Below are 25,259 nucleotides of genomic sequence, written 5' to 3'. Positions count from 1 at the left end.
TGCGAGGCCCTTTTTTCTTTCCGTACGGTGCCTGCCCGCCGTCATGCCCACGCGGCATCCCACGCCGGCTGCGCGAACCACGACGCGAGGAATGCGACGAGTTTCGACGTCCGTGCGCTGCCGCGCGCCTGCTGGCGCAGCACGTGGATCGTCGCCGGCTCGGGCGTCGCAGCGTACTGCGGCAGCACCGCACGCAACCGCCCGTCGCGCAGCGCGTCCCCCGCGAGCCAGGTCGGCAGATGCGCGAGACCGAGCCCCTCGAGCGCCGCTTCGAGCAACGCCTCCGAATGATTGCTGCGAAACCGCGGTTGCGCCGGGACATGGCGACGCTCGCCGAAGCGCCACGCACCCGGCGGCGGCGCGCCGTGCCACGCGAGACAGTCGTGGCCGGCGAGCGCGTCCGGCGATTCGGGCTCGCCGCGCCGCGCGAGGTAGGCCGTACTCGCACACAGCACGCGCCGCTGCGGCGCGAGCACGGTCGCGACCAGGCGCGTGTCCTCGAGCGGGCCGATGCGCACCGCGAGATCGACGTCGGAGCCGAGCCGCGCACCCTGCAGGTCGACCATGCTGTCGGTCAGCACCAGGTCGACCTGCAGCGCCGGGTGACGCTGCATGAACGCGGCCAGCGCCGCCATCAGGTGCCGCCGGCCGAACGGCGCCGGACAGTCGACGCGCAACAGTCCGCTCGGCTCGTCGCGCTGGCTGTGCAGGTCCTCCTGCAAGCCGCGCAGTTCGGCCAGCATCCGCGTCGCGCGCCCGTACAGCAGCTGCCCGGCCTCGGTCGGCCGCAGCGCGTGCGTGGTGCGATGCAGGAGGCGGATGCCGAGCTGTGCCTCGAGGCGGTCGATGCGCCGCGTAACCGACGACGCGGCGACGCCGAGCCGGCGCGCGGCCGCCGAGAAGCTCTGCTGATCGACCACATCGACGAACAGCGCGAGATGCGGGGTAAGGAAGTCGTCCATGCGGGGCCTTCGGATTTGGCTATGCGTTTATCGCAAAGCAATCATCCGCTTTTGCCTGTTTCCGCGTCAAATCGGGCCGACTAGACTGCACTCATCCTTTTCATCCGCTGCACGCGCCGGCCCGCCGGGTCGCACGGCAGCCATCCGTCACGGAGATCATCATGCGCAGCATCCGCTTCGACGCCCCCGCCGCCGACATCGAGTCGCTCGACGCGCGCGTCCGGGAACTCGACACACCCGTCCCGGCCGACGGCCAGATGCTGATCGAGGTGCGCGCGGCCGGCGTGAACCCGAGCGACGTGAAGGCCGCGCTCGGCCGCATGCCGCACGCGGTGTGGCCGCGCACGCCCGGGCGCGACTGGGCCGGCATCGTGCGCAGCGGCCCGGACGGCTGGATCGGCGCGCCGGTGTGGGGCTCGGGCGGCGATCTCGGCGTCGGACGCAACGGCTCGCACGCGGAATGGCTCGTGCTTGATGCGGCGCAGGTGCGCCGCAAGCCGGCCGTGCTGACGCTCGACGAAGCAGCCGGCGTCGGCGTGCCGTTCGTCACCGCGTACGAAGGCTTGCGCCGGGCCGGCATGCCGGCGGCCGGCGACGTCGTGCTCGTGTTCGGTGCGAACGGCAAGGTCGGCCAGGCCGCGATCCAGCTCGCGACCGCACATGGCGCGACCGTGATCGGCGTCGAGCGCAGCCCAGGCGGCTATCGCGGCCACGCATCGGGCGACGTGCACATGATCGACGCGTCGAAAGAACCGGTGGCCGATGCGGTGCGCGCGGCGACCGGCGGCCACGGCGCGGACATCGTCTACAACACGGTCGGCAGCCCGTATTTCGAAGCCGCGAACGCGTCGATGGCGATCGGTGCACGGCAGATCTTCATCTCGACGATCGACCGCAGCGTGCCGTTCGACATCTTCGCGTTCTATCGCGGCCAGCATACGTTCGTGGGGGTCGATTCGCTGCAGCTCGGCGGTGCCGCGGTCGCGCAGATCCTCGACACGCTCGCGTCCGGTTTCGGCAACGGCACGCTGCGACCGTTCCCGATCGGCGACGACTACGTGTACCCGCTCGACCGCGCGCACGACGCATACCGCGCGGTGCTGGCCGGTGCGCGCGAGCGCGTGATCCTCAAGCCCTGACGCCGGACCATACGGGAGGCTGCCATGACGGATTACGTGACCTCGCTCGCGGCGGGCCTCGGCGTCGGCGTGCTGTACGCGCTGCTGAACGTGCGCTCGCCAGCCCCGCCGCTGGTCGCGCTCGTCGGCCTGCTCGGGATGGTGATCGGCGAGCGCGCGATCGCGCTGCTGCGTTGACGTGCCGATGCGGCTGCCGCGCTAGCGGTCGCCGCGACGCCGGAACGCCCACCATGCGGCGAGCCCGGTGAAGCCCGCGACCAGCAGCACCATCAGCCAGAAGCCGTGCTTGTTTTCCGAGAACGGCACGCCGCCGACGTTCATCCCGAAGAAGCCGGCGACGATGTTGATCGGCAAGGCGATCACGGTCACGAGCGTCAGCGTGAACAGCGTCCGGTTGTTTTGCTCGTCCAGACGCGAGCCGATCTCTTCCTGCAACAGCTTGATCCGCTCGTTGAGCCCCGCCAGATCGGCAAGCACCAGCGAAAACTCTTCGGTCGACTCGCGCAGCTCCTGCACGTCTTCCAGATGCAACCACGCGGGCGGCTTCGCGAGCAGCCGGAAGATCGACCCGGGTTCGGGCGCGAGCATGCGCTGCAGGCGCGTCAGCGTGCGGCGCATCGCACCGAGCTCGATGCGGCTCGACGTGAGCCGCTGCGACAGGAAGCGATCCTCGATGCGGTCGACGTCGACGCTCGTGCGCCGCATGATCTGGATCAGCAGGTCGGCCTGGTCGCGCAGCAGGTGCACGAGCAGTTCCGCGGGCGACCTGAACTGCTCGCCGTCGCGCACGCATGCGCGCAGCGTGTCGACCGAGCGCAGCGGCTTGAGCCGCGCGGTCACCATGATGCGCTGCTCGACGTGGACGAACAGCGTCGCAATCTCCGACGGCGTCAGTTCGAGGTTGAACATCACGTCGTTGACGATCGCGCGCAGCGCGCCGTCTTCCTGCTCGATGCGGGTCGAACGCGACCCTTCGTGGAGAAATTCGAAGAAACTGTCGGGCAGCCCGAGATGCGTGCGCATCCAGCGCTCGCTCGCGCCATGCGCGAGATTGAAGTGCAGCCAGACGAAATCGCCCGACGCGCCCGCACCGTGCGCGCGGCACGTGCGCAGCCACGCGGCGGCCGCGTCGGCATCGAGCGTCGCGCCGGAGCCGCCCGGGACGAAGCGGAAGCCGCACACCATGCCGGACGTATCGGCGCCGTAAGTCTGTACGATCAGGTCCATCGTGTCGAAGGTCGTGCGGCGCGCGACGCGCCGCACATCGCGGGTCGCGGGCCCGCGCCGGGAAAAGAAAGGAGACGTATGCCCGACGGGCGTGACGCTCTCGTGACAGCATCAGGCCGCATCATACCGGCAGCTTCGTGGCCCCAAAAGCAACGCGCCGCCCAACGGGCGGCGCGGACCATGCATGGCGGCAAGCGCAAGACGCGTTACTGCCGCGTCTCCGACTGTGCGGCGCTCGGGCACGCGGGGTCCTTGCCCCAGTGGCCGTCACACACGCGCCAGCGGCACAGCTGATCTTCGAAGAAACCGCGCTCCGAACACTCCTTCACGCGCGACCCGAGCGAGCCGGTCGTCGCTGCCGTCTTGGTCGGCACGACCTGCCCCTTCTGCGCGGCGAGTTTCTTGTCGGCCGGCTTCGTGCGCGCAACGAGCGCCGCGAGCAGGTCGGCATCCGGATCGTCCTTCCCGGCCGCCTTCGCGGTACGGGTCGACGTCGCATCGCGGCGCTTCTTGGCCTGCGCGAGCTCCGCCTCTTGTTCCTTGCGATGCTTGCGGGCCTCGGCCTTTGCATCGGCCTTCGTGTCGGCCTTGCCATGGGCCGCGACCTTCGTGCTCTTCGTGGTGTCGGCCTTCGCGGTCCTGGTCGTCGCGACAGCGGCGGCCGTGGCGGCTGCGGCTGCACCGGCCGTGGCTGCGCCCGATGCGTCGTCGGCGCCATTGGCCAGCGCACGCGACAGGCGGCTGCCGTCCGCGGCGGACGCGGCCGATGCGGATGCAACGGTCTGGGAAGCCGAATCGTCGTTGACGATCGTGGCCGGCTGGACGGCGGACGCGGCGGATGCGCCATTCTGCGCGACCTGCACGGCGGCGTTGCTGGCCGGTGCGGCCTTGGCCGGCGCGGCTGCCGCGGGCTCGGCGGCCGTCACGGCGGCGACCTGTTCGCCCGAATGCTGCTGCATGCGCCATGCGCCCCAGCCGCCGACAGCGACCACCAGTGCGACGACGGCGGCGATCGGCGCCTTCAGCGAACGGCGCGGCGGTTCGGCGGGCGGCGTGACACGGCCTTCCAGATTCGCGAGAATGCGCGACTGCTGAGGTCCTCCCTCGCCTGCCGGTTTCGTATCGGACAGCAGGCTGGGCGGAGTTTTCGAATTTGAATTTTCCGGCGCACTCATTCAGCGTCTCATTGAATCCTGGTTTAATTCACCGCGATAATATAGCCCGGCCTCTCGAAGCAGCCTGATTCTAAGAGCAAGCATTGCAAAACACAATCAATTCCAATTTCCGGGGATTTCTTTGATTGCCGTCGCACTCGTCGCCTATTTCGCCCTTGCCGTAGCGGTTGCGGCACTGTTGCTTTTACCGGGTATCCGCGCGACCGTTTTCGAATCCGTCGCCCAGTTTCACGGCCGTCTTACGCGCCGTGCGAACGATCGCGCCGCGCGTACGCGGAGTCAGATTGTTAAATCGGCAAGCGTTACGCGCGGCGCATTAAACGATGTGCAAAATTTACTGGTTCGCCGGCGCTTGATGATTATGGTATCGGCAGGTATTCTTGCGACGCCGCCATTGGTCGCCATTGCTTTACGCGGCCGGCAATTGTTCCAGTACGACGACACGGCGCGCGTGCCCGACGAGAAAATCGCCGCGCTGCTGCAGGGCGAGCAGCTCGTTCCGCCACCGCCGCTGCCGCCGGAAGTCTTCGCCACCAAGGAAGTCGAGCAGATACGCCCGGCGCTGAAGGATGCGAGCCGCGACTGGAACCTGCTGGATCCGGATTTCCGTACGCGTTTGCTGCTGGTCTACAAGATCATGCACGAACAACACGGTTATGAAATGGCGCTGCTGGAAGGGTACCGAAGCCCGGAACGGCAGAACCGGCTGGCGGCGATGGGCGGCAACGTGACCAACGCGGCAGCCTTCCAGAGTTATCACCAATTCGGGCTGGCGGCCGACAACGCATTCCTGCGTGACGGCAAGCTGGTCATTTCCGAGAAAGATCCCTGGGCGATGCGCGGCTACCAGTTGTACGGCCAGGTCGCCGAACAAGTCGGCCTGACCTGGGGCGGCCGATGGAAAATGATGGATCTCGGGCACGTTGAATACCATAAACCCGGTTTTAAACTGGGACGCGGCAGCTAGCCAGGGCTGCCGGACAGGAAATAATGAGGGCGGCATGGGGCTTTTTAATATCCCGGCAGGAAACGATATGGGCGACGCAAAAAATCGGGCATTCCAGTGCGCGATTTTTTCCGGCCGCCGCTTCCGTTTTAAATCTCACAGCGTCCTTTCATTAATGCGCGCGCCTTCTCCGATGCCGCGGGCGCATTGATGCCAGCCCCCTTCATCCCGTTTGACAGCATGGCGACACATCGCGGCGCCACCCTTGCCGCTCGGCGCGCCTGCGTCGCCTCACCGAATCGCACCGGAACCTGAACGTCCTATGCAACGCATCCTCAACGTGCTGACTCATCCGCGTACGCTCTCGATTGTCGGGATCGTCGCGCTAGCGGCGATCCTCTTCATCGTCGCCGACATGCTGCAGCTGCCGCTCCTGTGGGCGGCGATCGCGTTCGCGGCGATCCTCGCGCTGTGGCTCGTCGTCGCGCTGTGGCGCCGCTGGCGCGTGAAGCGCGCGAACCAGCAGCTCGGCCAGGTGCTCGAGGAGCAGGCGGAAACCGGCAAGATCGCCGCGCCCGCCGCCGCCGCGCTCGCCCCCGATTCGAAGACCGCCGACCTCGACGTGCTGCGCACGCGCCTGTCGGATGCGGTGAAGACGATCAAGACGTCGAAGATCGGCCAGGTGTCGGGCGGCTCCGCGCTGTATGAACTGCCGTGGTACATCGTGATCGGCAACCCGGCTGCGGGCAAGAGCAGCGCCGTGCTCAACTCCGGCCTGCAGTTCCCGTTCGCGGACAAGAACAGCGCCGTGATCCACGGCATCGGCGGCACGCGTAACTGCGACTGGTTCTTCACGACCGAAGGGATCCTGCTCGACACGGCCGGCCGCTATTCGGTGCACGAGGAAGACCGCAGCGAGTGGCTCGGCTTCCTCGGCCTGCTCAAGCGTTATCGTCCGAAGGCGCCGATCAACGGCATCATCGTCACCGCGAGCATCGCCGAACTCACCGGCAACCGTCCCGAATTCGCCATCAACCTCGCGAAAAACCTCCGTCAGCGCGTTCAGGAGCTGACGGAAAAGCTGGAAGTGTTCGCGCCGGTCTACGTGATGTTCACGAAGGCCGACCTGATCACCGGCTTCACCGAATTCTTCAGCAGCAGCGACAAGCACGAGTACGACCGCGTGTGGGGCGCCACCCTGCCCTACGAGCCCGACGACAAGCGCGACGTGGTTGCGCAGTTCGACACGCACTTCGAGGAACTCTACGAAGGGCTGAAGGAAATCAGCGTCGCACAGCTGTCGCTGTCGCGCGGCAACCAGCTGTCGCCGGGCCAGTTGAGCTTCCCGCTCGAATTCTCGACGATCAAGCCGTCGCTGCGCGCGTTCCTCGCCACGTTGTTCGAGAACAACCCGTTCCAGTACAAGCCGATCTTCCGCGGCTTCTACTTCACCAGCGCGCTGCAGGAAGGCGAAACCAACAGCGCGGCCGCGCAGCGCATCGCGCACCGCTTCGGCCTCGACGGAACCGCGCTGCCGAAACCGCACAGCGCCTTCTCGAAGAACGGCTTCTTCCTGCGCGACCTGTTCTCGAAGGTGATCTTCGCCGACCGCCAGACGGTGCGCCAGTTCGCGAGCCCGACCAAGACGCGGCTGCGCTATGCGACCTTCTTCGGTTTCGTCGCGGCGCTCGCGATCGCGCTCGGCGGCTGGACCTGGTCGACGATCGGCAACCAGCAGCTCGTGTCGAACGTGCAGGCCGACCTCGACAACGTCACGCGCCTGCAGCAGGGCCGCAACGACCTGCAGTCGCGCCTGCAGGCGATGGACATCCTCGAAGACCGGATCGAACAGCTCGAGCAGTTCCGCCGCGACAAGCCGCTGTCGGTGTCGCTCGGCCTGTACCAGGGCGACCGTCTCGAGCAGCACCTGCTGACCGAGTACTACAACGGCGTGCGCCAGATCCTGCTGGCCCCCGTGTCGCAGAACCTCGCGTCGTTCATGAAGGACGTGAACGCGCACCCCGAACAGCTCGTGCCGATGACGCGCCCGCCCGAATCGGGCGCCGTGCAGGGTGGTGCGATTCCGGTCTCGACGAATGCGGCAGGCGCCGCGCCGACGGCCGGCGCCGCACTGGCCGCGTCCGGTACCGCACCGGCCGCCGCAACGGCACAACAACCGGCCGCACCGCAGGGCGGCCTCTACAGCGACGCGTCGCCGACCAACGTGCAGGACGCGTACAACGCGCTGAAGACGTACCTGATGCTGTCCGACAAGCGTCACGTCGAGCAGGCACACCTGACCGACCAGCTCGCCCGCTTCTGGCGCGGCTGGCTCGAGACGAATCGCGGCAACATGCCGCGTGACGAGATGATCAAGAGCGCCGAGCGCATGATCTCGTTCTACCTGTCCCGCGTGAACGACAACGACTGGCCGATGATCGACGCGAACCTCGCGCTCGTCGACCAGACCCGCGAGAACCTGCGCCGCGTCGTGCGCGGCATGCCGGCCCGCCAGCGCGTCTACGAGGAAATCAAGGCGCGCGCGTCGACCCGCTTCGCGCCGATGACCATCGCGCGCATTGTCGGCGACGGCAACCAGTCGCTCGTGGCGGGTAGCTACGCGATTCCGGGCACGTTCACGCGCGAAGCGTGGTTCGACTACGTGCAGCCGGCGATCCGCGACGCGGCGACCAAGGAACTGCAGGCGAAGGACTGGGTGCTGAACACGTCGACGCAGGACGACCTGACGCTCGAGGGCAGCCCCGAGCAGATCCAGAAGACGCTCGTCGGCATGTACAAGACCGAGTACGCGCAGCATTGGCAGAAGTTCATGCAGGGCATCGCCGTGCAGGGTTTCAGCAGCTTCGGCCAGGCTGTCGACGGGATGAACCGCCTCGGCGACCCGCAGGACTCGCCGATCCGCAAGATCCTCGAGACCGCGTACGACCAGACGTCGTGGGACAACCCGTCGCTCGCGAACGTGACGATCAAGAAGGCGCAGACGGGCGTCGTGAACTGGTTCAAGCAACTGTTCTCGCGCTCGCAGGCCGGCCAGGTGGCAGCCGCCAACATCGACATCAACGGCAACCCGGCCGAGGTGCCGATGGGTCCGATCGGCCAGGAGTTCATCGGGCTCGCGCGGATCGTCGCGACGCATGACGGCACGTCGATGCTCAAGGGCTACATGGATTCGCTGTCGAAGGTCCGTACCCGCTTCAACGTGATCAAGAACCAGGGCGACCCGGGCCCGGGCGCGCGCCAGCTGATGCAGCAGACGCTCGACGGCAACGGTTCGGAGCTCGCCGATTCGCTGAAGCTCGTCGACGAGCAGATGCTGACGGGCCTCACCGATTCGCAACGCAAGTCGCTGCGTCCGCTGCTCGTGCGACCGCTGATGCAGGCGTTCGCCGTCGTGATCCAGCCGGCCAGCGCCGAAGTCAACAAGGTGTGGAACGCGCAGGTCTACCAGCCGTTCCAGAACTCGCTCGCGACGAAGTACCCGTTCGCGGCCAGCGCGAAGGTCGAAGCCGGCGCCGGCGAGATCGCCCAGGTGTTCGGTCCGGACGGCTCGATCGCGAAGTTCGTCGGCACGACGCTCGGGCCGCTCGCCGTGCGCCGCGGCGACACGCTCGCCGCCCGCACGTGGGGCGACATGGGCATCGGGCTCACGCCGGACTTCACGAACGGCTTCGCACGCTGGGTCGCACCGCTCGCAGGCGGGGCCGCCGGCAGCGCGGCCGCCTCGTCCGAGCCGCAGACCGTGTTCCAGATCCTGCCGCAGCCGAGCACGGGCACGACGGAATACACGATCGCGATCGACGGCCAGCAACTGCGCTACCGCAACACGCCGCCGCAGTGGACCAACTTCGTGTGGCCGAACCCGCAGGGCTCGCCGGGCGCGACACTGTCCGCGACGACCTTCGACGGCCGCACGGTGCAGCTCGTCAACGAACCGGGCCGCTACGGTCTCGAGAAGCTGATCAACTCGGCGCAGCGCAAGCGCCGCCCGGACGGCACCTTCGACCTGACGTGGGCGCAGGGCAGCGTGAACGTGTCGGTGACGATGCGCATCATCAGCACGTCGCAACCGTCCGGCGGTGGCGGCAGCGACCAGCCGCAGCAGCAGAGCCTGCGCGGCCTGCAACTGCCGTCGTCGGTCGCCGACGCGAGCGCGGGCGCCGCGCAGAACGCGACCCAGTCCGCCGGCACGGGCACGCCGGCGGCCGCGCCGGCCGTGGCGGCCGCCAACGCAACGAATGCACAGGGGGCGCAATGACGCAAACCGTTCAGGCGCAAATCGCCTACTTCGGCAAGATTCCGTCGCGCGGCGACTTCGTCAAGAGCGCGCACAATCCGCAGCTGCTGCAGACGCTCGACCGCTGGATCGCGCAGGCGCTCGAACTGCTCGCGGAAGATCCGCGCTGGAAGATCGTCTACGAGGATGCGAAGCCGATGCATTTCGCGTTCCTCGGCTCGCGCAGCAAGCTCGCGATTGCGGGCCACATGGTCGCGAGCCACGACGTGTCGATGCGCCGCTTCCCGTTCCTCGGCGCAACCGCGCTCGAGGTCGACCGGCCGCTCGCGTTCCTCGCGCGCAGCCCGCTCGCGTTCGCACGGCTGTGGTCGCGCGTCGCCACGCAGATCCCGCCGCTGCTGGGCAAGGACGAGCCGCCCGGCGCGCTGCAGGCGCTCGGCGACACGCAAGTGCCGATCGACGTCGGCGGCCCCGGCACGTCGCATGACGGTACCTTCAACGATTTCGTCGAACACCAGTCGCTGTACGGCCTCCAGGAGATGCTGCTCGAAAGCGGTCATCCGGTGCGGCTGCGCGGCGCGATGCTCGCGCTCGGCTCGCTGCTGCGGCCGGTGATGCAAAGCGGCTCGTCGCACATCGAACGCGGGCTCACGCTGCCGCTGCCGGTCGATCCGTTCTACCGCAGCCTCGTCGCCGCGTTCTGGCTCGAACTGATCGCGCCGTTCGTCGCGCAGGCCGACTTCGAGCTCGCGATCTTCATCGGCACGATCGCCGAGCGCGAACGGCTCGTCATCGGCTTCAACGGCGCGTCGGCCAAGACGCTGCTGAGCGTGGTCGACCCGCAGACCTACGCCGCCCACAACATCGACATCGACGATCCCGAGTGGATCGACGCCCATGCGCAAAACGATCAGCAGATCAGCAAGCTCGTCAGCTACCTCGACCAACCGCAACTCTCGCTGCGCGTCGCCATCGACGCGTTCCGCGAAGCGTTCATCGGAGGCTGACGGGATGCATCGCACGATTCACGACCGGCGCCCCCGTTTTTCGGTCGCCCTCTCGCCCGCCCTCGCCGCCCTCTTCGCCGCGGGCCTCGTCGCCAGCAGTGCAGCCTTCGCGCAGAACACCGGCGCCACCGTCACGCCTGTCGGTAACGGCACGGTCGCCACGACCGCGCTGCCGTCGTCGAACCCGAACGCCGGCGCCGCATCCGGCACGGTGGTACACGGCACGGCCGGCACGATCACGCCGCCGCCCGCGAACGCGACGCCCGGCCAGGTGGTCGTCGGCGGCAAGGTACCCGACGAGGCGACCAAGGCCGCCGTGCTGCAGAAACTGCGCGATACCTACGGCGCGACGAACGTCGTCGACCAGATCGAGGTCGGCGACGTCGCGACGCCGCCGAACTGGAGCGCCAACGTGCAGAAGCTGCTCGGCGCGCAGCTCAAGCAGATCAGCAAGGGCCAGTTGAAGATCAACGGCACGCAGATCGAGATGAAGGGCGAGGTGCACAACGAAGCGTTGCGCCAGCAACTCGCCAGCGACATGGCGAACACGCTGAACCCGACGTACACGATCAGGAACGGGCTGCGCGTGTCGGCGTCCGAACAGGGCGTGCTCGACCAGACGCTCGCGAACCGGACGATCGAGTTCGAGACCGGCAGCGCCACGCTGACGCCGCAGGGCCGGCTGATCCTCGACCAGATGGCGGCCGCGCTCGCGAAGATGCAGAACCGCACGGTCGACATCATCGGCCACACCGACAACTCGGGGAACCGGTCGTCGAACATCGCGCTGAGCCAGGCGCGCGCGGACGCGGTGAAGGGTTACCTGATCACGAAGAGCATTCCGCCGCAGCAGATGACGACGACGGGCGTCGGGCCGGATCAGCCTATTGCGCCGAACGATACGGCTGACGGGCGGGCACGGAATCGAAGGATCGAGTTCCGGGTGGGACAGTAAGACGTGCGGCCGGCTCATCGCGAGCCGGCACGCGATCCGATGCGGGCGGCGACAGGCATGTCGCCGCCCGTTTTCATGGGCGGCGGCCGGCCGTCAGTGGACGGGAGGCGTCGCGCCGCCCTTGTAGCTTTTCGCCCATTCCTGGCTCTGCTTGGCAGCCTGGTCGATGCGTGCGGCGACGCGATCGTCTTTCTGGCGCTGCTTCGCTTCCTTGGCTAGATCGCTCGAACCGAATTCGTCCTTGTCCCGCGTGCGGAAGTACAGCGACGGTGCCAGCACATGGTCCTGCCAGCTCGTCAGCAGCGTGTCGTGAACGAGCATGTCGAACAGCGCCATCACGTCCGGCGGAAGCGGGTGCTTGCCGTCGATGCCTTCCTTCCAGGCCGACACGAGCTCCATCTGCGGTTCGGGCAGCATGGCTGCTTCGACGGCGTCCGCGCTCGCCTTGTTGTCGGAATCCCACGAGTCCGGCATGTTCCGGATTTGCTCTGCGGATTTCTTCCAGCCTTCCTGATAGGACGCGTGGCGCAGCTTCTTTGCCGCCTCTTTCTCGAGACGCTCCCAGACCGTCGAATAGTCATTCGGCGCTTCCGCGATCAGCTTCTCATAACGTTTTTGCGCCGCATCGCTCGCAGCCTTCATCCCCCGCAGCCTTCTCCTGATCCGCCGGGCTGCGGCTGGCCAGCATGCTCATGTTGATGCCTTGCCGCTGCAGTTCCCAGTCGAGTTGCGACTTCGTCGTCTTGCGCTGCAGGTCGGCATCGCTCGTGTTCCGCTTCCAGTCAGCGACCGGGTCCGAAATCGTGCGACGAAACTCCGGGTCCATGTAGCGGGCTGCAATCCAGCGCATGAATATCTTCGAGTGTGCAATGAAGTCGACACCGGCTTTGCGGGGCACAAGGGCATAGTAAGCATCGACGAGTTGCTTGATTCGGTATTGCTTGCCGTCCGCGTTGATCGGGCTGTGCGATCGTGAATTTCCGGAAGGTGTCAGGCTTTTTGTCTCGCAGGTCCTCCATCGTGTCCATGACCGCGCCTGCCTTCAATGCTTCCAGCAGCATGTCTCGCAGAGGAATCCGCATCAACTCGGCATTGAAGCCCAGTGAACCCTTGGGCGCGCCGCCGACGACATCGCAACTCGTGCCCGGATAAAGGAATTGCTCGCCACGGGTCTTCTCGAGACTGTCGAGACGCTGATAAAAGCGCATCTCGTGCGCCGCGGCAAAATGAACGCAGCGCTGCACACTGGCCGGTATGCCAAGGGCTCGATCCTTGTAGCTGGTCTTGATCATTCCCAGATACGGCACCATGCCGATCAGCTCGCCGGCCTCTTCCGACATGGCCGACGAAACGGCATCGAGCAGGCCGACAAACTTGATCTGGATCGATACGCCGTCAATGGCGAGATCCATGTCGTCCCTGCGCTTGTATTTCTCCGCCAGATCGTTGATGAACGCACGCGCGAGCACGCACCCGCGATCCGCGCCGAACACCGATACCTCGATGGCCCGAACTTTCGGCATCTGCCTCTTGACGGCGTGGTACGCCTCTTCGAACTGGTCCTTGGCTGCAATCAACCGCGTATCGACCCCCGTCCCGAAAGCCTTTGCCATGACGGAGTTGTCACGTACGATCGGCACGTTCTCCATCGCTATGCCGACAAAAAGACTGCGGGCAACTGCCCAGCCCGCCTTCATCGGGGCGCCTTTGACGTTGTTCTTGAAATCGTTCTTCGCGTTACGCCACAGCAGCGTTCCGGTGGCCTTGGTGCGCTCCCAATATCGCTCCGGCGACGCATTCACCACATTCATGATCCGCCGCGCCTGCGCGGGAATGTGCTCGATATCCTTCCGAAGATCCTGGAATGCCTTGTCGATGGGTCGAAGCGAAAAATCCCCCTCAAGAAAATTCTCGATGAGTTGCTTCTTTACGTCGTCGACACGCGTTTTGACGCTGGCCTGTTTGATTGGGGTATTGACGCGCGTGAACGACTTGGCGGCCGACTCCGCTCCGCTCAACGCCTTCTTGCCGCCCATCTTGGCGGCGGCTACACCCGCATTGATCCACTCGTTGGCTTTGGCCGACTCGTTGAGCGGTGTGCCCAGCCCCGAATAATAGAAGCGGAACCAGAACTGATTGACTGGTCGATGCCTGTCGTCGTTGTCCCGGTGCGCTTCCCACAAACGGCAGATGTTCGAATATTGAGAGCTCGACTTGTCGTCGATATCGCGATTTCTGCCAAATGCATCGAAGAAAAATCCCATGCGGATCGTCGCGCCGCACGGCAGACAATCCCCTTTCGGGTACATGTTCGCGTCCTGGCAGACGAGCTGCATGTACGTGGACATCGGCGTCGCGTCATCCGGATCGAGCTTGATTCTCTCAGCCATGCTGCTTCTCCTCCGTGCGCGGCGGCGGCACCAGGCCGTCGGGAATCGTCGGTACGTTCACCGGCCTGAACTTGCCGCTCGCCAGTTCGGACAACACGTTCTTCGGTAGCGCTTGCATCGATTTGGCGAACGCACCGGGCTTTCCAGCCGCTGCCCGCAGGACCCGCTGCACCTCCGGATGCGCATCGAATCGACTGTTCACGAGCAAACTGAAATACGCGTACTGATCGAGGTCATTCCGGTCGGTCAGCTGGTATTTCAACCACGCGGCCGCTACGACACGCGCAATGCGCCGATGCGACTGCCCATCCGTATCGTCGAATTTCTTGTCCAGTTGCTCCTGATAATGCGCCGCCATCCATCGGGAAACATCCACGACCGGAATGCGCGATTCGTCCAGAAGTTGGCCGGGAAACTGAAGCTCGACGTGACGATCCGGATAGAAATGAACTTCAAGAATACGGCTGCCGACTTTCTCCGGAACGGCTGACGGCGGCATCGCGATCTTGGTCTCGACTTGCTGAGTATGCGAGTCGTCCATCGTCCATCGATCTGCGTCGTAGTACTTCCACTTGACCGTAAATTCGGTGCCCTTGAGCGTGTAGCAACACGCGACGCTGCCGCCACCTGCGCCAGGTGGATCGTCTCCGCCACCGCTTGCCTTGTTGCCGTAAGCATCGGTGATGGTGAAGCCGTTCATGTTGTACGGCAGATAATTCCGACCCATCACCGAAATCCCGCTGTAGGTTGGCTCGGATTTACCACAGGCTGTCACGGCTGCGAACAACAGGCAAGTCGCCAGAACACGGCCCGTCATACGCGCCAGTTTCGTTCCTCTATGCATCGATGTTTCCCTTCTGAGTGACACCTCGCACGCCGTTCCGTGGCAAGCAAGCGCCTGTTTTACATCTGTGATCGATCGCATTCGCGCGCGGCTCGGGGGCCGGGCTGCGCCGCTGATCGAACGCGCCCGACTCAGCCATGCCGCACCTCCGGCACACGCGGCGGCGGCAGCAATCCGTCCGCAATCACCGGGACCACCGCCGGCTCGAAGTTATCGCTCGCCAGCGCCGACTGCACGCTCTTCGGCAGAGACTGCATCGACTTCGCGAACGTACCGGGCTTACCGGCGGCCGCCTGCAGGACACGCTGAACCTCGGGATGCGCATCGAATCGGTTGTTCACAAGCAAGGCGTAATACGCATACTGCTCGAGATCGCCTCGATCGGTCAGACGATATTTCAACCACGCAGACGCCACGATCCGGGCGACACGACGAAACTGCTGGTCTTCGCGCTCGTCGTATCGCTTGTCCAGTTTCCCTTGATACCGCTTCACCCATCTCACGACATCGACAATCGGCAGGCGTGCATCCTCGAGCATCTGGCCGGGAAACTGGAACTCGACATGCCGGTCGGGGAAGAAGTGCACTTCGAAAATGCGGGAACCCACATTGTCCGGCGACCGGGACGGCGGCATCGACACCTTCGCCTCGGCACGGAACGTCTGCTTGTCCCCTTGGTGCCATTGGTCGACATCGTAGTAATTCCATTTGACGACAAATTCCGTGCCCTTCAGCTTGTAGCAACATTTGACACTACCGCCACCCGCACCCGGCGGATCATCACCGCCGCCACTCGCCTTGTTCCCGTACGCGTCGGTAATGGTGAAGCCGCTCATGTTGTACGGCAGATAATTGCGGCCAATAACCGAAATCCCGCTGTAGGTGGGCTCCGACTTCCCGCATGCCGTCACGGCCACCACGAGCAAGCACCCGGCCAGAACACGACTTACCAGACTCGACAATCTCATTGCTCTACTCGTTGATGTTTCCCTTCTGAATCGCTCTCGGCACGCCATGCAGACATTGACAGGCCTCAAGCATTCGAACGTCCTCAGCGACATAGGCCACCGAATGCGCCGCGCATATTTCCGTCGTCGCGCATCCATTTCGCGCCGACGTCCACGTTTCATCAATCCCTCTCATCTACATCGCAAATCGCATCCGACACGATCATCCACGCGGCGGTGGCAACAAACCACCGGATATCGCCGGCACGGCGACCGCTTCGAACGCGTCGTTCGACAATGCGGACAACACGCTCTTCGGTAGCGATTGCATCGACTTCGCGAACGCGCCGGGCTTGCCGCTGGCCGCTTTCAGGATCTGCCGTACCGCCGGATGGGCGTCGAATCGGCTATTAACGAGCAGGTCGAAATACACGTATTGCTCGAGATCGTCGACATCGGTGAGCCGGTATTTGAGCCACGCCGCAGCGACAATGCGGGCGATGCGCCGATACTGCTGATCCTCGCGCTCGTCGTAGCGCTCATTCAGTTGCGCCTGATAACGACTCGATATCCAGTGAGACACGTCGATCATCGGAATGCGTGAGTCGTCCGCTGGCGCAGCGGGAAACTGCAGCTCAACGTGACGATCCGGATAAAAATGCACCGCGACAATTCGAGTTCCGACTTTCTCCGGGACCTTTGACGGTGGCAACGTCACCTTGGCTTCGGCATGAAACGTCTGCTCGTCGCCTTTATGCCACTGATCAACGTCGTAGTAGTCCCACTTGACCGTGAAATCGGTCCCCTTGAGCTGATAGCAACAAGTCACGCCCCCACCACCACCCGGCATGCTGTCGCCACCACCGTTAGCCTTGTTGCCGTACGCGTCGACGATCGTGAACTTGTCCAGGTTATAGGGAAGATAGTTCTGGCCCATGACCGAAATCCCGCTGTAGGTCGGCTCCGACTTCCCGCACGCCGTCACAGCCGTGAACAACAGGCAAGCCAACGCCGTCCTACGTGCGATGTCGACGCGCGCCAGACCGCGCCCCTGGTCGAACGCGCCCGACTCAGCCATGCCGCACCTCCGGCACACGCGGCGGCGGCAGCAATCCGTCCGCAACCACCGGGACAACCACCGGCTCGAAGTTATCGCTCGCCAGCGCCGACTGCACGCTCTTCGGCAGAGACTGCATCGACTTCGCGAACGTACCGTGCTTACCGGCAGCCGTCTGCAGCAGGCGCTGAACCTCGGGATGTGCATCGAATCGGTTGTTCACAAGCAAGTCGTAGTACGCGTACTGCTCCAGATCATCGAGATCCGTGAGTCGGTATTTCAGCCATGCCGTTGCTACGACACGAACGATGCGTCGAAACTGCTGATCTTCGCGTTCGTCGTACCGCTTGTTCAACTGATCCTGATAGCGGCTGGACATCCAGCGCGACACATCGACCATCGGAATGCGCGATGCATCCGCCAGCGCACCGGGAAATTGCAGCTCGACGTGACGATCCGGGTAAAAATGCACTTCGAGAATTCGGTCACCGATCTTTTCCGGAACCTGGGCCGATGACATCACGGCCCTTGCCTCGGCATGAAGCGTTTCCTCGTTACCTTTGTGCCACTGGTCGACGTCGACATAGTTCCATTTGACCGTGAACTCGGTACCCTGGAGCTTGTAGCAACAAGTCACCCCGCCTCCGCCACCCGGCAAGCTATTCCCACCACCCGCCTTGTTTCCATAAGCATCGGTGATCGTAAATCCATCCAGGTTGTAGGGCAGATAGTTGTGAGCGATCACCGAGATCCCGCCATACACCGGCTCCGACTTCCCGCACGCGCTCAAGCTCGAAGCCACCGCAAGCAGGCCCACCGCCACCCCGGACCTACGCCACATCACCATGCGCCTCCAGCAACGCGCGCTCGTGCGCATCGCGAATCGCATCCCAGGTCGCATCGTCGATCGACGCCAGCGCCGCATCGACGCTCGTTTCTCCGCGCGACGCGGCTTCGAGGCGCGACTTCACGGCCGGATGCTCGTCGAACCGCGGCGCGACTTGCACGCCGGTCACGACATAACAGAGCAGCCCGACCTCGTCGACGATCCCGTGTGCCGCCGCGCGATCGAGCTGCCCGACGACATGGTCGTGAAGCTGCGCATCGGACAGGTGATCGACCACCGCCGCCATCGTCTCCCGAAACTTCAGCACGAGCTTGTCCGGATACCCGAGCTCGATCAGCTGCGCGTGCTGCCGCTCGCCCAGGCCCGGCGCATCGCCCGCCGGCATCGCGCCTTCGAGCGCCGGCGCATCGTTGTGCCACACGACTTCGTCGAGCCGCCGGTCGCGATACCGGATCTCGTCGAACGGCGCAACGAACCGCGTTGCCTGCGCATCGCTCCACACCCGCCGCACGCGCTCGAACACGTGGTTGTCGAAGAAGAACAGGTAGTACGAGCGACCATTGGGCAACCCGTACTGCACGTACTGGCGCAGATGCGCATCGAGCGCGTCGAACGACCACGTCGACCACAGCCACGTCACCGCATGCAGGTCGACGGCCTCCAGCCACAGCTGGCGCAATAGCCGATGCTGCTCGGCATGCTCGTCGTCGAGCGCGCCGCGCTCGAACGCGATCAGATACGGCGCGATATCCGTATAGGCATCGAGCCCCGTATCGGTCCAGAGCGACGCATAACGCAGGCGACGCACCGTCGCGAGCTGCACATCCAGCTCCTGATACCCGCGCGTATCGACGAGCGCATAAAGCCGCAACGCCCTGCCGTCGTCGTCCGCGCGCGCCAGCGGAGCCTTCAGCATCTCCAGAAACGCCGGCCACTCACGCTCGCGCGGATTCGGCGCGGCGTCGATGGCTGCGCTTGCGTCAGTCCCGTCGTTCCGTTCGGCCACGTCGTCGACTTCGTCCATCAATCCGCCTCGACCATCGATTCGCGCCCGCTATGCGCATTCAGCACGCATTGCTTGCAGGTGCCGCCCGGCATCGCCGGCAACGGATACGGCATGCTCGTCGGGCCACTGAACGGGTGCTGGGCACCCTTGATGTCGATCTTCCCCGGCGCGTGAATCTCGATGTTTCCGCCCTTGATCCGCACGTACGCGCCACCCGAGGTCAGCAGGATTTCCTGCTTGGCGGCGACGTCCACGTTCTCGGTCGCCGATACGATCTTGACGATCTTCTGCGCGGTCAATTCGATATCGTCGGCGTGCGCCTGGATCTCGACCTTGCCCTTGCCCGCGAACAGCTTCATCCCCGCGTTCTGGGCAAACAGGCTGATGCGATCCCGGATACCCGCGATCAACGACTTCCCGCTGGTGATGAACGTGCTTTGACCGCTGACGATGTTGGCCTGCCGATCGCTCGATACGTGCACCGACTGCTGCGACGCGAACGCGATGCCTGACGGACTCGAGAACAGCATCACCGGCTCCGTGAATGCATTCGCGCTGCCGGTCCCGCCGCCGGCTGTCCTGCCGCCGCCCGTCGTCTCACCCGGCACGCTGCTCTGCGTCGCATCGGTGAACTGCTTCAGTGCGTCGTGCCCGGTGCCGAGACTCTCCGCCTGATGCGCCTCGCTGACCTGCGACATCGATTCGATCAGCCCCTCGGCATTGACGAGTTGCTGTTGCGCTTCCTTCACATCGAGCGGCTGGCTGTTCGCCTGCTTCGGATGCGTCGTCACGTACAGGCCCTGCCCGGCACGCACGGCGCCGTACGCATCCGTACGCAGGTCGAAACCCGAGCCGAGATACGCGCCGCGCGTGTTGCCGTTCTGTTCGATCAGATAACCGAGATGGAGCAGCGAATTCGCGCTGCTGCTGAACAGGCGCGCTCGGTTCTGCCCGGTCGCGTCGTCGAGCACCATCTCGTTGTGACCCGATCCCGCGTACTCTTTCGACCGGAATCCCGACAGGATCCCGTCGCTATGCCACTGCGGCGTGGTCGCCCCGTTGTAGACGCGATGCATCACGATCGGTCGATCGCAGTCGCCACCGATATAGCCGATCAGTACTTCTTCGCCGACCCGCGGGACATGAACGCCGCCGTAACCGCCGCCGGTATCCGACTGCACGACGCGCATCCAGCACGACGCGGTTTCGGTGCCCTGGTTCTGCCGGTCCCAGACGAACATGACCCTGATCCGGTTCAGTTCGTCCGTATACACCTCTTCGCCCTTCGGCCCGACGACGACGGCCGTCTCGAGCTGCATGACGGGCTTCCGGTGCTCGAACGGGCTGCGATACGGCACAGCCGCGCGTTGCGCTTCGACTTCGACGAGATAAAACCCTGCCGAGCCGTCGTCATGACCTGCCTCGAAGGCGGCAGCTTCACCGTGGCCGGCTTTCACCCGCGCCAGACGGCCCTGCAGGCTATGCGGGAAATTCGCTTCGTGGTCCGAGATCGGCAGGTTGTTCTCGATGAACCGCGAGACCTTCACGGCCGCGAATTCCCGGTCCTGAGCCGAATCGCGATCGTGCTCGGGGTGATCCGCCAGCGTGAAGCGCCGGCCCGCATCGATCCCGCGCACGCCGCCCACGCCAAAAAAGCGCTTCGCGCTCGACTCCCATTGCTCCAGGCGAATCTTCGACAGATGTTCGCCACGGTCCTGGCCCGCGTACGTATACGCGCCGGTGTATTCGTAGATCTCGGTCTGGCCCGGCAGGTCGCCCTGATCGGCCTTGGTCGGCAGCGTCGTGCCGTTCGCGCTGCCAGCAGAGGACGGCGACTTGTAATCGAACGTACGCGTGGTGTGCAGCGAACTCTGCAGGGTTCGCGACGCGGCCCATTGCGTGAAACCCGTGGTTTCGCTGCCCGTTCCCGAGCGGTCGAACCTGACGGTGTTCGGCGACAGTTCGTCGACCGCGTGCAGGTCGTCGGTAATCACCAGCGTGTGCGCGCTGCCATCCCCGTCATGCCGCCAGAAGCCGAACAACCCTTCGTCTTCCATCAGGCGATGCACGAAGTTCCAGTCGGTTTCGCTCTGGCGACAGTAGGAACGCGACGGCAGCGGCTTCGACAGCGCGAACTGATAGCGCCCCTTGGCCTGTGGGTGCGTGTCGAACACGTCGGCCAGGATGGTGTCGACACTCTGGTCCTGCCAGTACCGCATGTCGCTGCGGAACTTGAGAAAGTGCATCCACGACGCGAAGGTCAGCTGGTAACCCGACAGGCTGCCGTCGGCGCCGAGCCTGCGCGCCGCATGGATATACCCGTTGATCGGCAGGTACGACTTGTCCGCCTGCTGGATCCACAACGTGACCGGCTGCGCAATCAGCGTCTTGAGCTCGATGTCGCTCGCGGTCGACACGAGATCGAGTTCGGCGCTGAAGTCGCGCCCCAGTTCGGCGTGGATCACGGCCCGGCGCGGCACCAGCGCATTGTTCGGCAGCGACGGGATGTCGATCTTCAGCAGGCGATCCTGCTGAATCAGGCCACCGCGAATCGCCTGTGCCAGTTCGGTCACGTTCATGCGTCAGTCCATGTTCTTGTCTGCCGCAGGCCCGCGGGGCCTGCACTCTCAGGTAGCCAGCCCGACGCTTACGACTGCTCGTCCGGCCGCACGCCCAGCAGCTCGCGAATATGCGACAGCGAGCCGTCGTCCTTCACGACGCTCTCGAGCCACTTGTGCAGCGGCATGTCGGCCCATTCGGCTGCCTTGTCGGCAAGATACGCGACCGGGCTGTGCGGCTCGGTCTGGCGGAAATAACGCGCGACCGCACGCAGCTGGTCGACGGCCTGCGCACGGTTCTGGATACCGGCGATCATTTGCGTCACCGGAGGACGCGGAGCGCTCTGCTGCTGCACGTGGGTCTCCTCGGTCTGGATCGAATTGCCGAAAACCGGCTCGATGCGCTCGGGCTGCGCCTGCGGCGCCGCTTGCGTGTGCGGTGCGCTACCCGTATAGCCCTGCTCGCGCGCAAAGCGCTCGGCGAGCCGATACACGGTCTCGAACGCGTCGCGCGCCTGCCGGAAGCTCGGCGCCGAATCGCCCGCGCGCTCGACGAGCCGCTCCTCGAACGCATCGAGCGCGAATTCGAACGCTTTCAGATTCGCCAGCAGCGCCGTGTAGAACGCGATCGGTGTCATGCGCCGCGACGAGTCGATCTGGTCGAGCGACGGCTTGCCGCGCGCGATGTCGTCCGCGTGATCGGGGTCGCGCTTGATCGCCTGCGCGACGTGCTGCGCCACTTCCCAGTCGAGCGTGCTGAACGCGTTCGACGCACCGTCCGTCATCGGCACCGCGCGCAACAGCTCGGCCGTACGGCCGGACAGCCACGCGACGTTGCCGAGCCGATATTCGGTGTCCTCGCCTTCGGGCAGCGGGTGCACGGTGTCCCAGAACTCGCGGCACAGGCCCTCGAGCAGCGCATAACCTTCGGCGAGGCCGGTAATACCGTCCTCGAGCGCGAGCGCCTCGGTCAGCCACACGCCGAGCCGCAGGTCCTTCGTGCGCGTGCGCAGCAATTCGCCCGCATGGTCGACGACGAAGCCCCAGTCGGCCTCCTTGATCTCGGTCACCCATTCGCCCTGGTCGAGCGTCGGATCGTCGTAGCGCCGCGCGTCCTGGATCGCGTCGAATTCGTTCGAAAACAGCAGGTCGTCGCCGCTGGGCGACGCGTCGCTGATCGGTGTCAGCAGCTCGGGGAGATTGATCGGCATGGTTCGGTCAGTTCATCAATGCTTGGGCGTTGCGCGGCCGCGCTCATTCGACGGTATACGCGAATTCGCCCGCCTCGTCCGCGCGCACCGCGATGCGCGCGATGGCTTCGCCGTCGGCGATCCGGCCGAGCACGTGGCCCGCGATCTCCGGCAGCAGCGTGCCGTTCAGGATGTGGTCCACGTTGCGGGCGCCCGAGTCGACCTCGGTGCAGCGCGCGAGCACTGCCTCGACGAGCGACTCGTCCCATTCGAACGCGGCCTTGTGGTTCGCCTCGATCCGGCGGCGGATCCGTTCGAGCTTCAACTCGATGATCTCGACGAGCACGTCGTCGGAAATCGGATAGTAGGGCACGACCTTCATGCGCCCGAGAAACGCGGGCTTGAACGTCTTGTACAGCTGCGGGCGCAGCGTCTCGGCGAGCGCGTCCGGATCGGGCAGCTCCTCGGCCGGCTTGTTCAGGCAGGCCTGCATCACCGCGGCCGACCCGACGTTCGACGTCAGGATGATCAGCGTGTTGCGGAAGTCGATCTCGCGCCCTTCCGCGTCGTCCATCGCGCCCTTGTCGAACACCTGGAAGAACATCTCGAGCACGTCGGGGTGCGCCTTCTCGACCTCGTCGAGCAGCACGACCGAATACGGGTTGCGGCGCACGGCCTCGGTCAGCACGCCGCCTTCGCCATAGCCGACGTATCCCGGCGGCGAGCCCTTCAGGCCCGACACGCTGTGCGCTTCCTGGTACTCGCTCATGTTGATCGTGACCATCTTGCGCTCGCCGCCGTACAGGATGTCGGCCAGCGCGAGCGCCGTCTCGGTCTTGCCGACGCCCGACGGCCCGACGAACATGAACACGCCGCGCGGCTTGTTCGGATCCTCGAGGTTCGCGGTCGCCGTGCGCACGCGCTGCGCGATCGCGTCGAGCGCATGGTCCTGGCCGATCACGCGCGCGGTGAGCAGCGGCTGCAGGTTCAGGACAGTGTCGATTTCATCCTTCACCATCCGGCCGAGCGGAATGCCCGTCCACGCGGCGACGATCTCGGCGACGACATGACCGTCGACCTGCAGCGGCACCATCGGCTCGCCGCCCTGCAGCGCATGCAGTGCGGCCACGCGTTCGCCGAGCTTGTCGCGGGTGGCCTGCACGTCGACCGGCTGGCCGTCTTCCGACGGGCCGCGCGCCTTGTCGAGTGCATCGCGCAATTCGGTGATCTCGGCGACGATCGCGCGCTCGGCTTCGTAGCGCTCCTCGTCCTTAGCCAGTTGTTCGAGCGCCGTGTCGCGCGCACCGCGCAGCTCGCCGAGTCGCTCGTCGTGCGGTGCGCCGCCCGCCGCCTCGCGCTCCAGCGAAGCGATTTCCGCATCGATCCGCTCGATCCGCTTCTTCGTGTCGTCGATCGCCGCCGGCGTCGCGCTGTGCGCGAGCGCGACTTTCGCGCACGCGGTGTCCAGCACGCTGATCGCCTTGTCGGGCAGCTGGCGGCCGCTGATGTAGCGGTGCGACAGGCGCACGGCCTCGGTGATCGCACCGTCGAGGATCCGCACGTTGAAGTGCTTCTCCATCAAGCCCGACATCCCGCGCAGCATCGCGGCCGCGAGCGGCTCGCTCGGCTCCTCGACCTTCACGACCTGGAAGCGCCGCGCGAGCGCCGCATCCTTCTCGAAGTACTTCTTGTATTCGCTCCACGTCGTCGCGGCGATCGTGCGCAGCTCGCCGCGCGCCAGCGCCGGCTTCAGCAGGTTCGCCGCGTCGTTCTGGCCGGCCTGGCCGCCCGCGCCGATGATCGTGTGCGCTTCGTCGATGAACAGGATGATCGGATGCGCGCTCTTCTTCACTTCGTCGATCACGCTCTTCAGGCGGTTCTCGAACTCGCCCTTCACGCTCGCGCCGGCCTGCAGCAGCCCCATGTCGAGCACGTGCAGCGCAACACCGCGCAGCGGCGGCGGGACGTCGTCGGCCGCGATCCGCAGCGCGAGCCCTTCGACGACCGCGGTTTTGCCGACACCGGCCTCGCCGGTCATGATCGGGTTGTTCTGGCGGCGGCGCATCAGGATGTCGATCGCCTGGCGGATCTCGGCTTCGCGGCCGATCACCGGATCGATCTTGCCGTCGCGCGCGCGCTGCGTGAGGTTGGTCGTGTACGTGTCGAGCGCGGGCGTCTTCGACGGGCCGGCCGTGGGAACCGCACCGTCGGAGGCCGACACCGCGCCACCGTCGTCCGTCTCGCCCTGGCGCGGCTCGGCCTCGCTCGACCCGGCCACGACTTCGTCGAACTTGTGCTTCAGGTCCGTCACGTTCATTTCCGCGAACTGCGACGACATCCGCTGCGCGAACTGCGCGAGATCCGGCGCGGTCAGCAGCGCGAGCAGCAGGTGCCCCGAACGAATGCGGCCGAGCTGCGAATCGAGCGATGCGATCAGCCACGCCTGCTCGAACAACGCGATCAGATGCACGGAAAACACCGGCGTGCGCGTGTTGCCGGTCTTCAGGCGCGTCAGCTCGCGCTCGAGATCGGCACGCAGTGCATGCGGATCGACACGGCTTGCGCGCAGCGCGAGCGGCAGGTCGCCGGCCGGCTCCTCGAGCAACGCGAGGAACAGGTGCTCCAGATCGACCTCGTAATGGCCGCGCGCCAGGCACGCGCTTGCCGCACGCTCGGTCGCGTGCCGGCACAGCGGGTTCAGTTTCGTGATCAGGGTCTTCAGAGGCGTGCTCATGGCGTCGATCTCAGGTTCGA

General features: G+C 65.4%; 17 protein-coding genes and 1 pseudogene. 6 read left to right on the top strand and 12 right to left on the bottom strand.

The genetic code is table 11. The features are described from left to right. Positions 1–41 precede the first annotated feature (41 nt). On the bottom strand, positions 42–962 hold the full coding sequence (locus tag KEC55_RS02125) for a LysR family transcriptional regulator (RefSeq protein ID WP_282506540.1): 921 nt from the start codon (positions 960–962) through the stop codon (positions 42–44). A 161-nt stretch (positions 963–1,123) separates the two neighbouring features. Here KEC55_RS02125 and KEC55_RS02120 point away from each other — a divergent pair, with 161 nt between their 5' ends. Together KEC55_RS02120 and KEC55_RS02115 are read left to right on the top strand one after the other, a co-directional pair. Then, on the top strand, positions 1,124–2,101 hold the full coding sequence (locus KEC55_RS02120; protein WP_282506539.1) for a quinone oxidoreductase family protein: 978 nt from the start codon (positions 1,124–1,126) through the stop codon (positions 2,099–2,101). Between the two features lie 24 nt (positions 2,102–2,125). After that, on the top strand, positions 2,126–2,278 hold the full coding sequence (locus KEC55_RS02115; RefSeq protein WP_282506538.1) for a DUF1427 family protein: 153 nt from the start codon (positions 2,126–2,128) through the stop codon (positions 2,276–2,278). 21 nt (positions 2,279–2,299) lie between these two features. Here the strand turns inward: KEC55_RS02115 and KEC55_RS02110 are convergent, their stop codons facing one another. Together KEC55_RS02110 and KEC55_RS02105 are read right to left on the bottom strand one after the other, a co-directional pair. Then, positions 2,300–3,328 carry a transporter gene (locus KEC55_RS02110; protein ID WP_282506537.1) on the bottom strand — a complete coding sequence of 343 codons (1,029 nt, stop codon included), beginning with the start codon at positions 3,326–3,328 and terminating at the stop codon, positions 2,300–2,302. A gap of 206 nt (positions 3,329–3,534) precedes the next feature. Next, positions 3,535–4,503, bottom strand: a complete 969-nt coding sequence (locus KEC55_RS02105; protein WP_282506536.1) for a phage tail protein — start codon at positions 4,501–4,503, stop codon at positions 3,535–3,537. Positions 4,504–4,624: 121 nt separating this feature from the next. Here KEC55_RS02105 and KEC55_RS02100 point away from each other — a divergent pair, with 121 nt between their 5' ends. From KEC55_RS02100 to KEC55_RS02085, 4 genes are all read left to right on the top strand, one after another. Continuing rightward, positions 4,625–5,470 carry a M15 family metallopeptidase gene (locus tag KEC55_RS02100; protein ID WP_176051188.1) on the top strand — a complete coding sequence of 282 codons (846 nt, stop codon included), beginning with the start codon at positions 4,625–4,627 and terminating at the stop codon, positions 5,468–5,470. A gap of 301 nt (positions 5,471–5,771) precedes the next feature. Next, positions 5,772–9,725, top strand: coding sequence for a type VI secretion system membrane subunit TssM (gene tssM / locus KEC55_RS02095; protein WP_282506535.1), 3,954 nt, complete (start codon positions 5,772–5,774; stop codon positions 9,723–9,725). After that, on the top strand, positions 9,722–10,711 hold the full coding sequence (tagF, locus tag KEC55_RS02090) for a type VI secretion system-associated protein TagF (RefSeq protein WP_176051190.1): 990 nt from the start codon (positions 9,722–9,724) through the stop codon (positions 10,709–10,711). The genes tssM and tagF overlap by 4 nt, the downstream gene beginning before the upstream one ends. A gap of 4 nt (positions 10,712–10,715) precedes the next feature. Beyond that, positions 10,716–11,666, top strand: a complete 951-nt coding sequence (locus tag KEC55_RS02085; protein ID WP_282506534.1) for an OmpA family protein — start codon at positions 10,716–10,718, stop codon at positions 11,664–11,666. Positions 11,667–11,759: 93 nt separating this feature from the next. Here the strand turns inward: KEC55_RS02085 and KEC55_RS02070 are convergent. The 9 genes and pseudogenes from KEC55_RS02070 to tssH form a co-directional block, all read right to left on the bottom strand. After that, positions 11,760–14,056, bottom strand: a pseudogene (locus tag KEC55_RS02070) (hypothetical protein). Next, positions 14,049–14,900 (bottom strand): hypothetical protein, encoded by an 852-nt coding sequence (locus KEC55_RS02065; RefSeq protein WP_282506530.1) that lies wholly within the window; start codon positions 14,898–14,900, stop codon positions 14,049–14,051. The pseudogene KEC55_RS02070 and the gene KEC55_RS02065 overlap by 8 nt, the downstream one beginning before the upstream one ends. A 131-nt stretch (positions 14,901–15,031) precedes the next feature. After that, positions 15,032–15,868, bottom strand: a complete 837-nt coding sequence (locus KEC55_RS02060; protein ID WP_282506529.1) for a hypothetical protein — start codon at positions 15,866–15,868, stop codon at positions 15,032–15,034. A gap of 202 nt (positions 15,869–16,070) precedes the next feature. Then, on the bottom strand, positions 16,071–16,925 hold the full coding sequence (locus tag KEC55_RS02055; protein ID WP_282506528.1) for a DUF3304 domain-containing protein: 855 nt from the start codon (positions 16,923–16,925) through the stop codon (positions 16,071–16,073). Continuing rightward, a complete protein-coding gene (locus KEC55_RS02050) occupies positions 16,918–17,751 on the bottom strand; it encodes a DUF3304 domain-containing protein (protein ID WP_282506527.1) in 834 nt (277 codons plus the stop codon). Before KEC55_RS02050 ends, KEC55_RS02055 begins: the two co-directional genes overlap by 8 nt. Next, the gene (locus tag KEC55_RS02045; protein ID WP_282506526.1) at positions 17,735–18,775 is read right to left on the bottom strand and encodes a DUF4123 domain-containing protein; all 1,041 of its coding nucleotides are present in this window, start codon (positions 18,773–18,775) and stop codon (positions 17,735–17,737) included. The genes KEC55_RS02050 and KEC55_RS02045 overlap by 17 nt, the downstream gene beginning before the upstream one ends. Next, positions 18,775–21,336 (bottom strand): type VI secretion system Vgr family protein, encoded by a 2,562-nt coding sequence (locus KEC55_RS02040; protein WP_282506525.1) that lies wholly within the window; start codon positions 21,334–21,336, stop codon positions 18,775–18,777. Before KEC55_RS02040 ends, KEC55_RS02045 begins: the two co-directional genes overlap by 1 nt. 68 nt (positions 21,337–21,404) lie before the next feature. Beyond that, complete coding sequence (gene tssA, locus KEC55_RS02035) at positions 21,405–22,526, bottom strand: type VI secretion system protein TssA (protein WP_282506524.1); 1,122 nt, start codon at positions 22,524–22,526, stop codon at positions 21,405–21,407. A 43-nt stretch (positions 22,527–22,569) separates the two neighbouring features. Then, on the bottom strand, positions 22,570–25,239 hold the full coding sequence (gene tssH, locus KEC55_RS02030) for a type VI secretion system ATPase TssH (RefSeq protein WP_282506523.1): 2,670 nt from the start codon (positions 25,237–25,239) through the stop codon (positions 22,570–22,572). Positions 25,240–25,259: the final 20 nt, after the last annotated feature.

The sequence above is a fragment of the Burkholderia cepacia genome (genome assembly GCF_029962485.1).
Taxonomy (GTDB): Bacteria; Pseudomonadota; Gammaproteobacteria; order Burkholderiales; family Burkholderiaceae; genus Burkholderia.
Note: the sequence above shows the minus strand (reverse complement) of the source record. Positions and strands in the feature narration are given on the sequence as shown.

Bases quoted from the DNA above. Each gene is read 5' to 3' on its own strand.
- KEC55_RS02125 (WP_282506540.1), bottom strand. From the start codon at position 962: ATGGACGACTTCCTTACCCCGCATCTCGCGCTGTTCGTCGATGTGGTC.
- KEC55_RS02120 (WP_282506539.1), top strand. From the start codon at position 1,124: ATGCGCAGCATCCGCTTCGACGCCCCCGCCGCCGACATCGAGTCGCTC.
- KEC55_RS02115 (WP_282506538.1), top strand. From the start codon at position 2,126: ATGACGGATTACGTGACCTCGCTCGCGGCGGGCCTCGGCGTCGGCGTG.
- KEC55_RS02110 (WP_282506537.1), bottom strand. From the start codon at position 3,328: ATGGACCTGATCGTACAGACTTACGGCGCCGATACGTCCGGCATGGTG.
- KEC55_RS02105 (WP_282506536.1), bottom strand. From the start codon at position 4,503: ATGAGTGCGCCGGAAAATTCAAATTCGAAAACTCCGCCCAGCCTGCTG.
- tssM (WP_282506535.1), top strand. From the start codon at position 5,772: ATGCAACGCATCCTCAACGTGCTGACTCATCCGCGTACGCTCTCGATT.
- tagF (WP_176051190.1), top strand. From the start codon at position 9,722: ATGACGCAAACCGTTCAGGCGCAAATCGCCTACTTCGGCAAGATTCCG.
- KEC55_RS02085 (WP_282506534.1), top strand. From the start codon at position 10,716: ATGCATCGCACGATTCACGACCGGCGCCCCCGTTTTTCGGTCGCCCTC.
- KEC55_RS02065 (WP_282506530.1), bottom strand. From the start codon at position 14,900: ATGCATAGAGGAACGAAACTGGCGCGTATGACGGGCCGTGTTCTGGCG.
- KEC55_RS02060 (WP_282506529.1), bottom strand. From the start codon at position 15,868: ATGAGATTGTCGAGTCTGGTAAGTCGTGTTCTGGCCGGGTGCTTGCTC.
- KEC55_RS02055 (WP_282506528.1), bottom strand. From the start codon at position 16,925: ATGGCTGAGTCGGGCGCGTTCGACCAGGGGCGCGGTCTGGCGCGCGTC.
- KEC55_RS02050 (WP_282506527.1), bottom strand. From the start codon at position 17,751: ATGGTGATGTGGCGTAGGTCCGGGGTGGCGGTGGGCCTGCTTGCGGTG.
- KEC55_RS02045 (WP_282506526.1), bottom strand. From the start codon at position 18,775: ATGGACGAAGTCGACGACGTGGCCGAACGGAACGACGGGACTGACGCA.
- KEC55_RS02040 (WP_282506525.1), bottom strand. From the start codon at position 21,336: ATGAACGTGACCGAACTGGCACAGGCGATTCGCGGTGGCCTGATTCAG.
- tssA (WP_282506524.1), bottom strand. From the start codon at position 22,526: ATGCCGATCAATCTCCCCGAGCTGCTGACACCGATCAGCGACGCGTCG.
- tssH (WP_282506523.1), bottom strand. From the start codon at position 25,239: ATGAGCACGCCTCTGAAGACCCTGATCACGAAACTGAACCCGCTGTGC.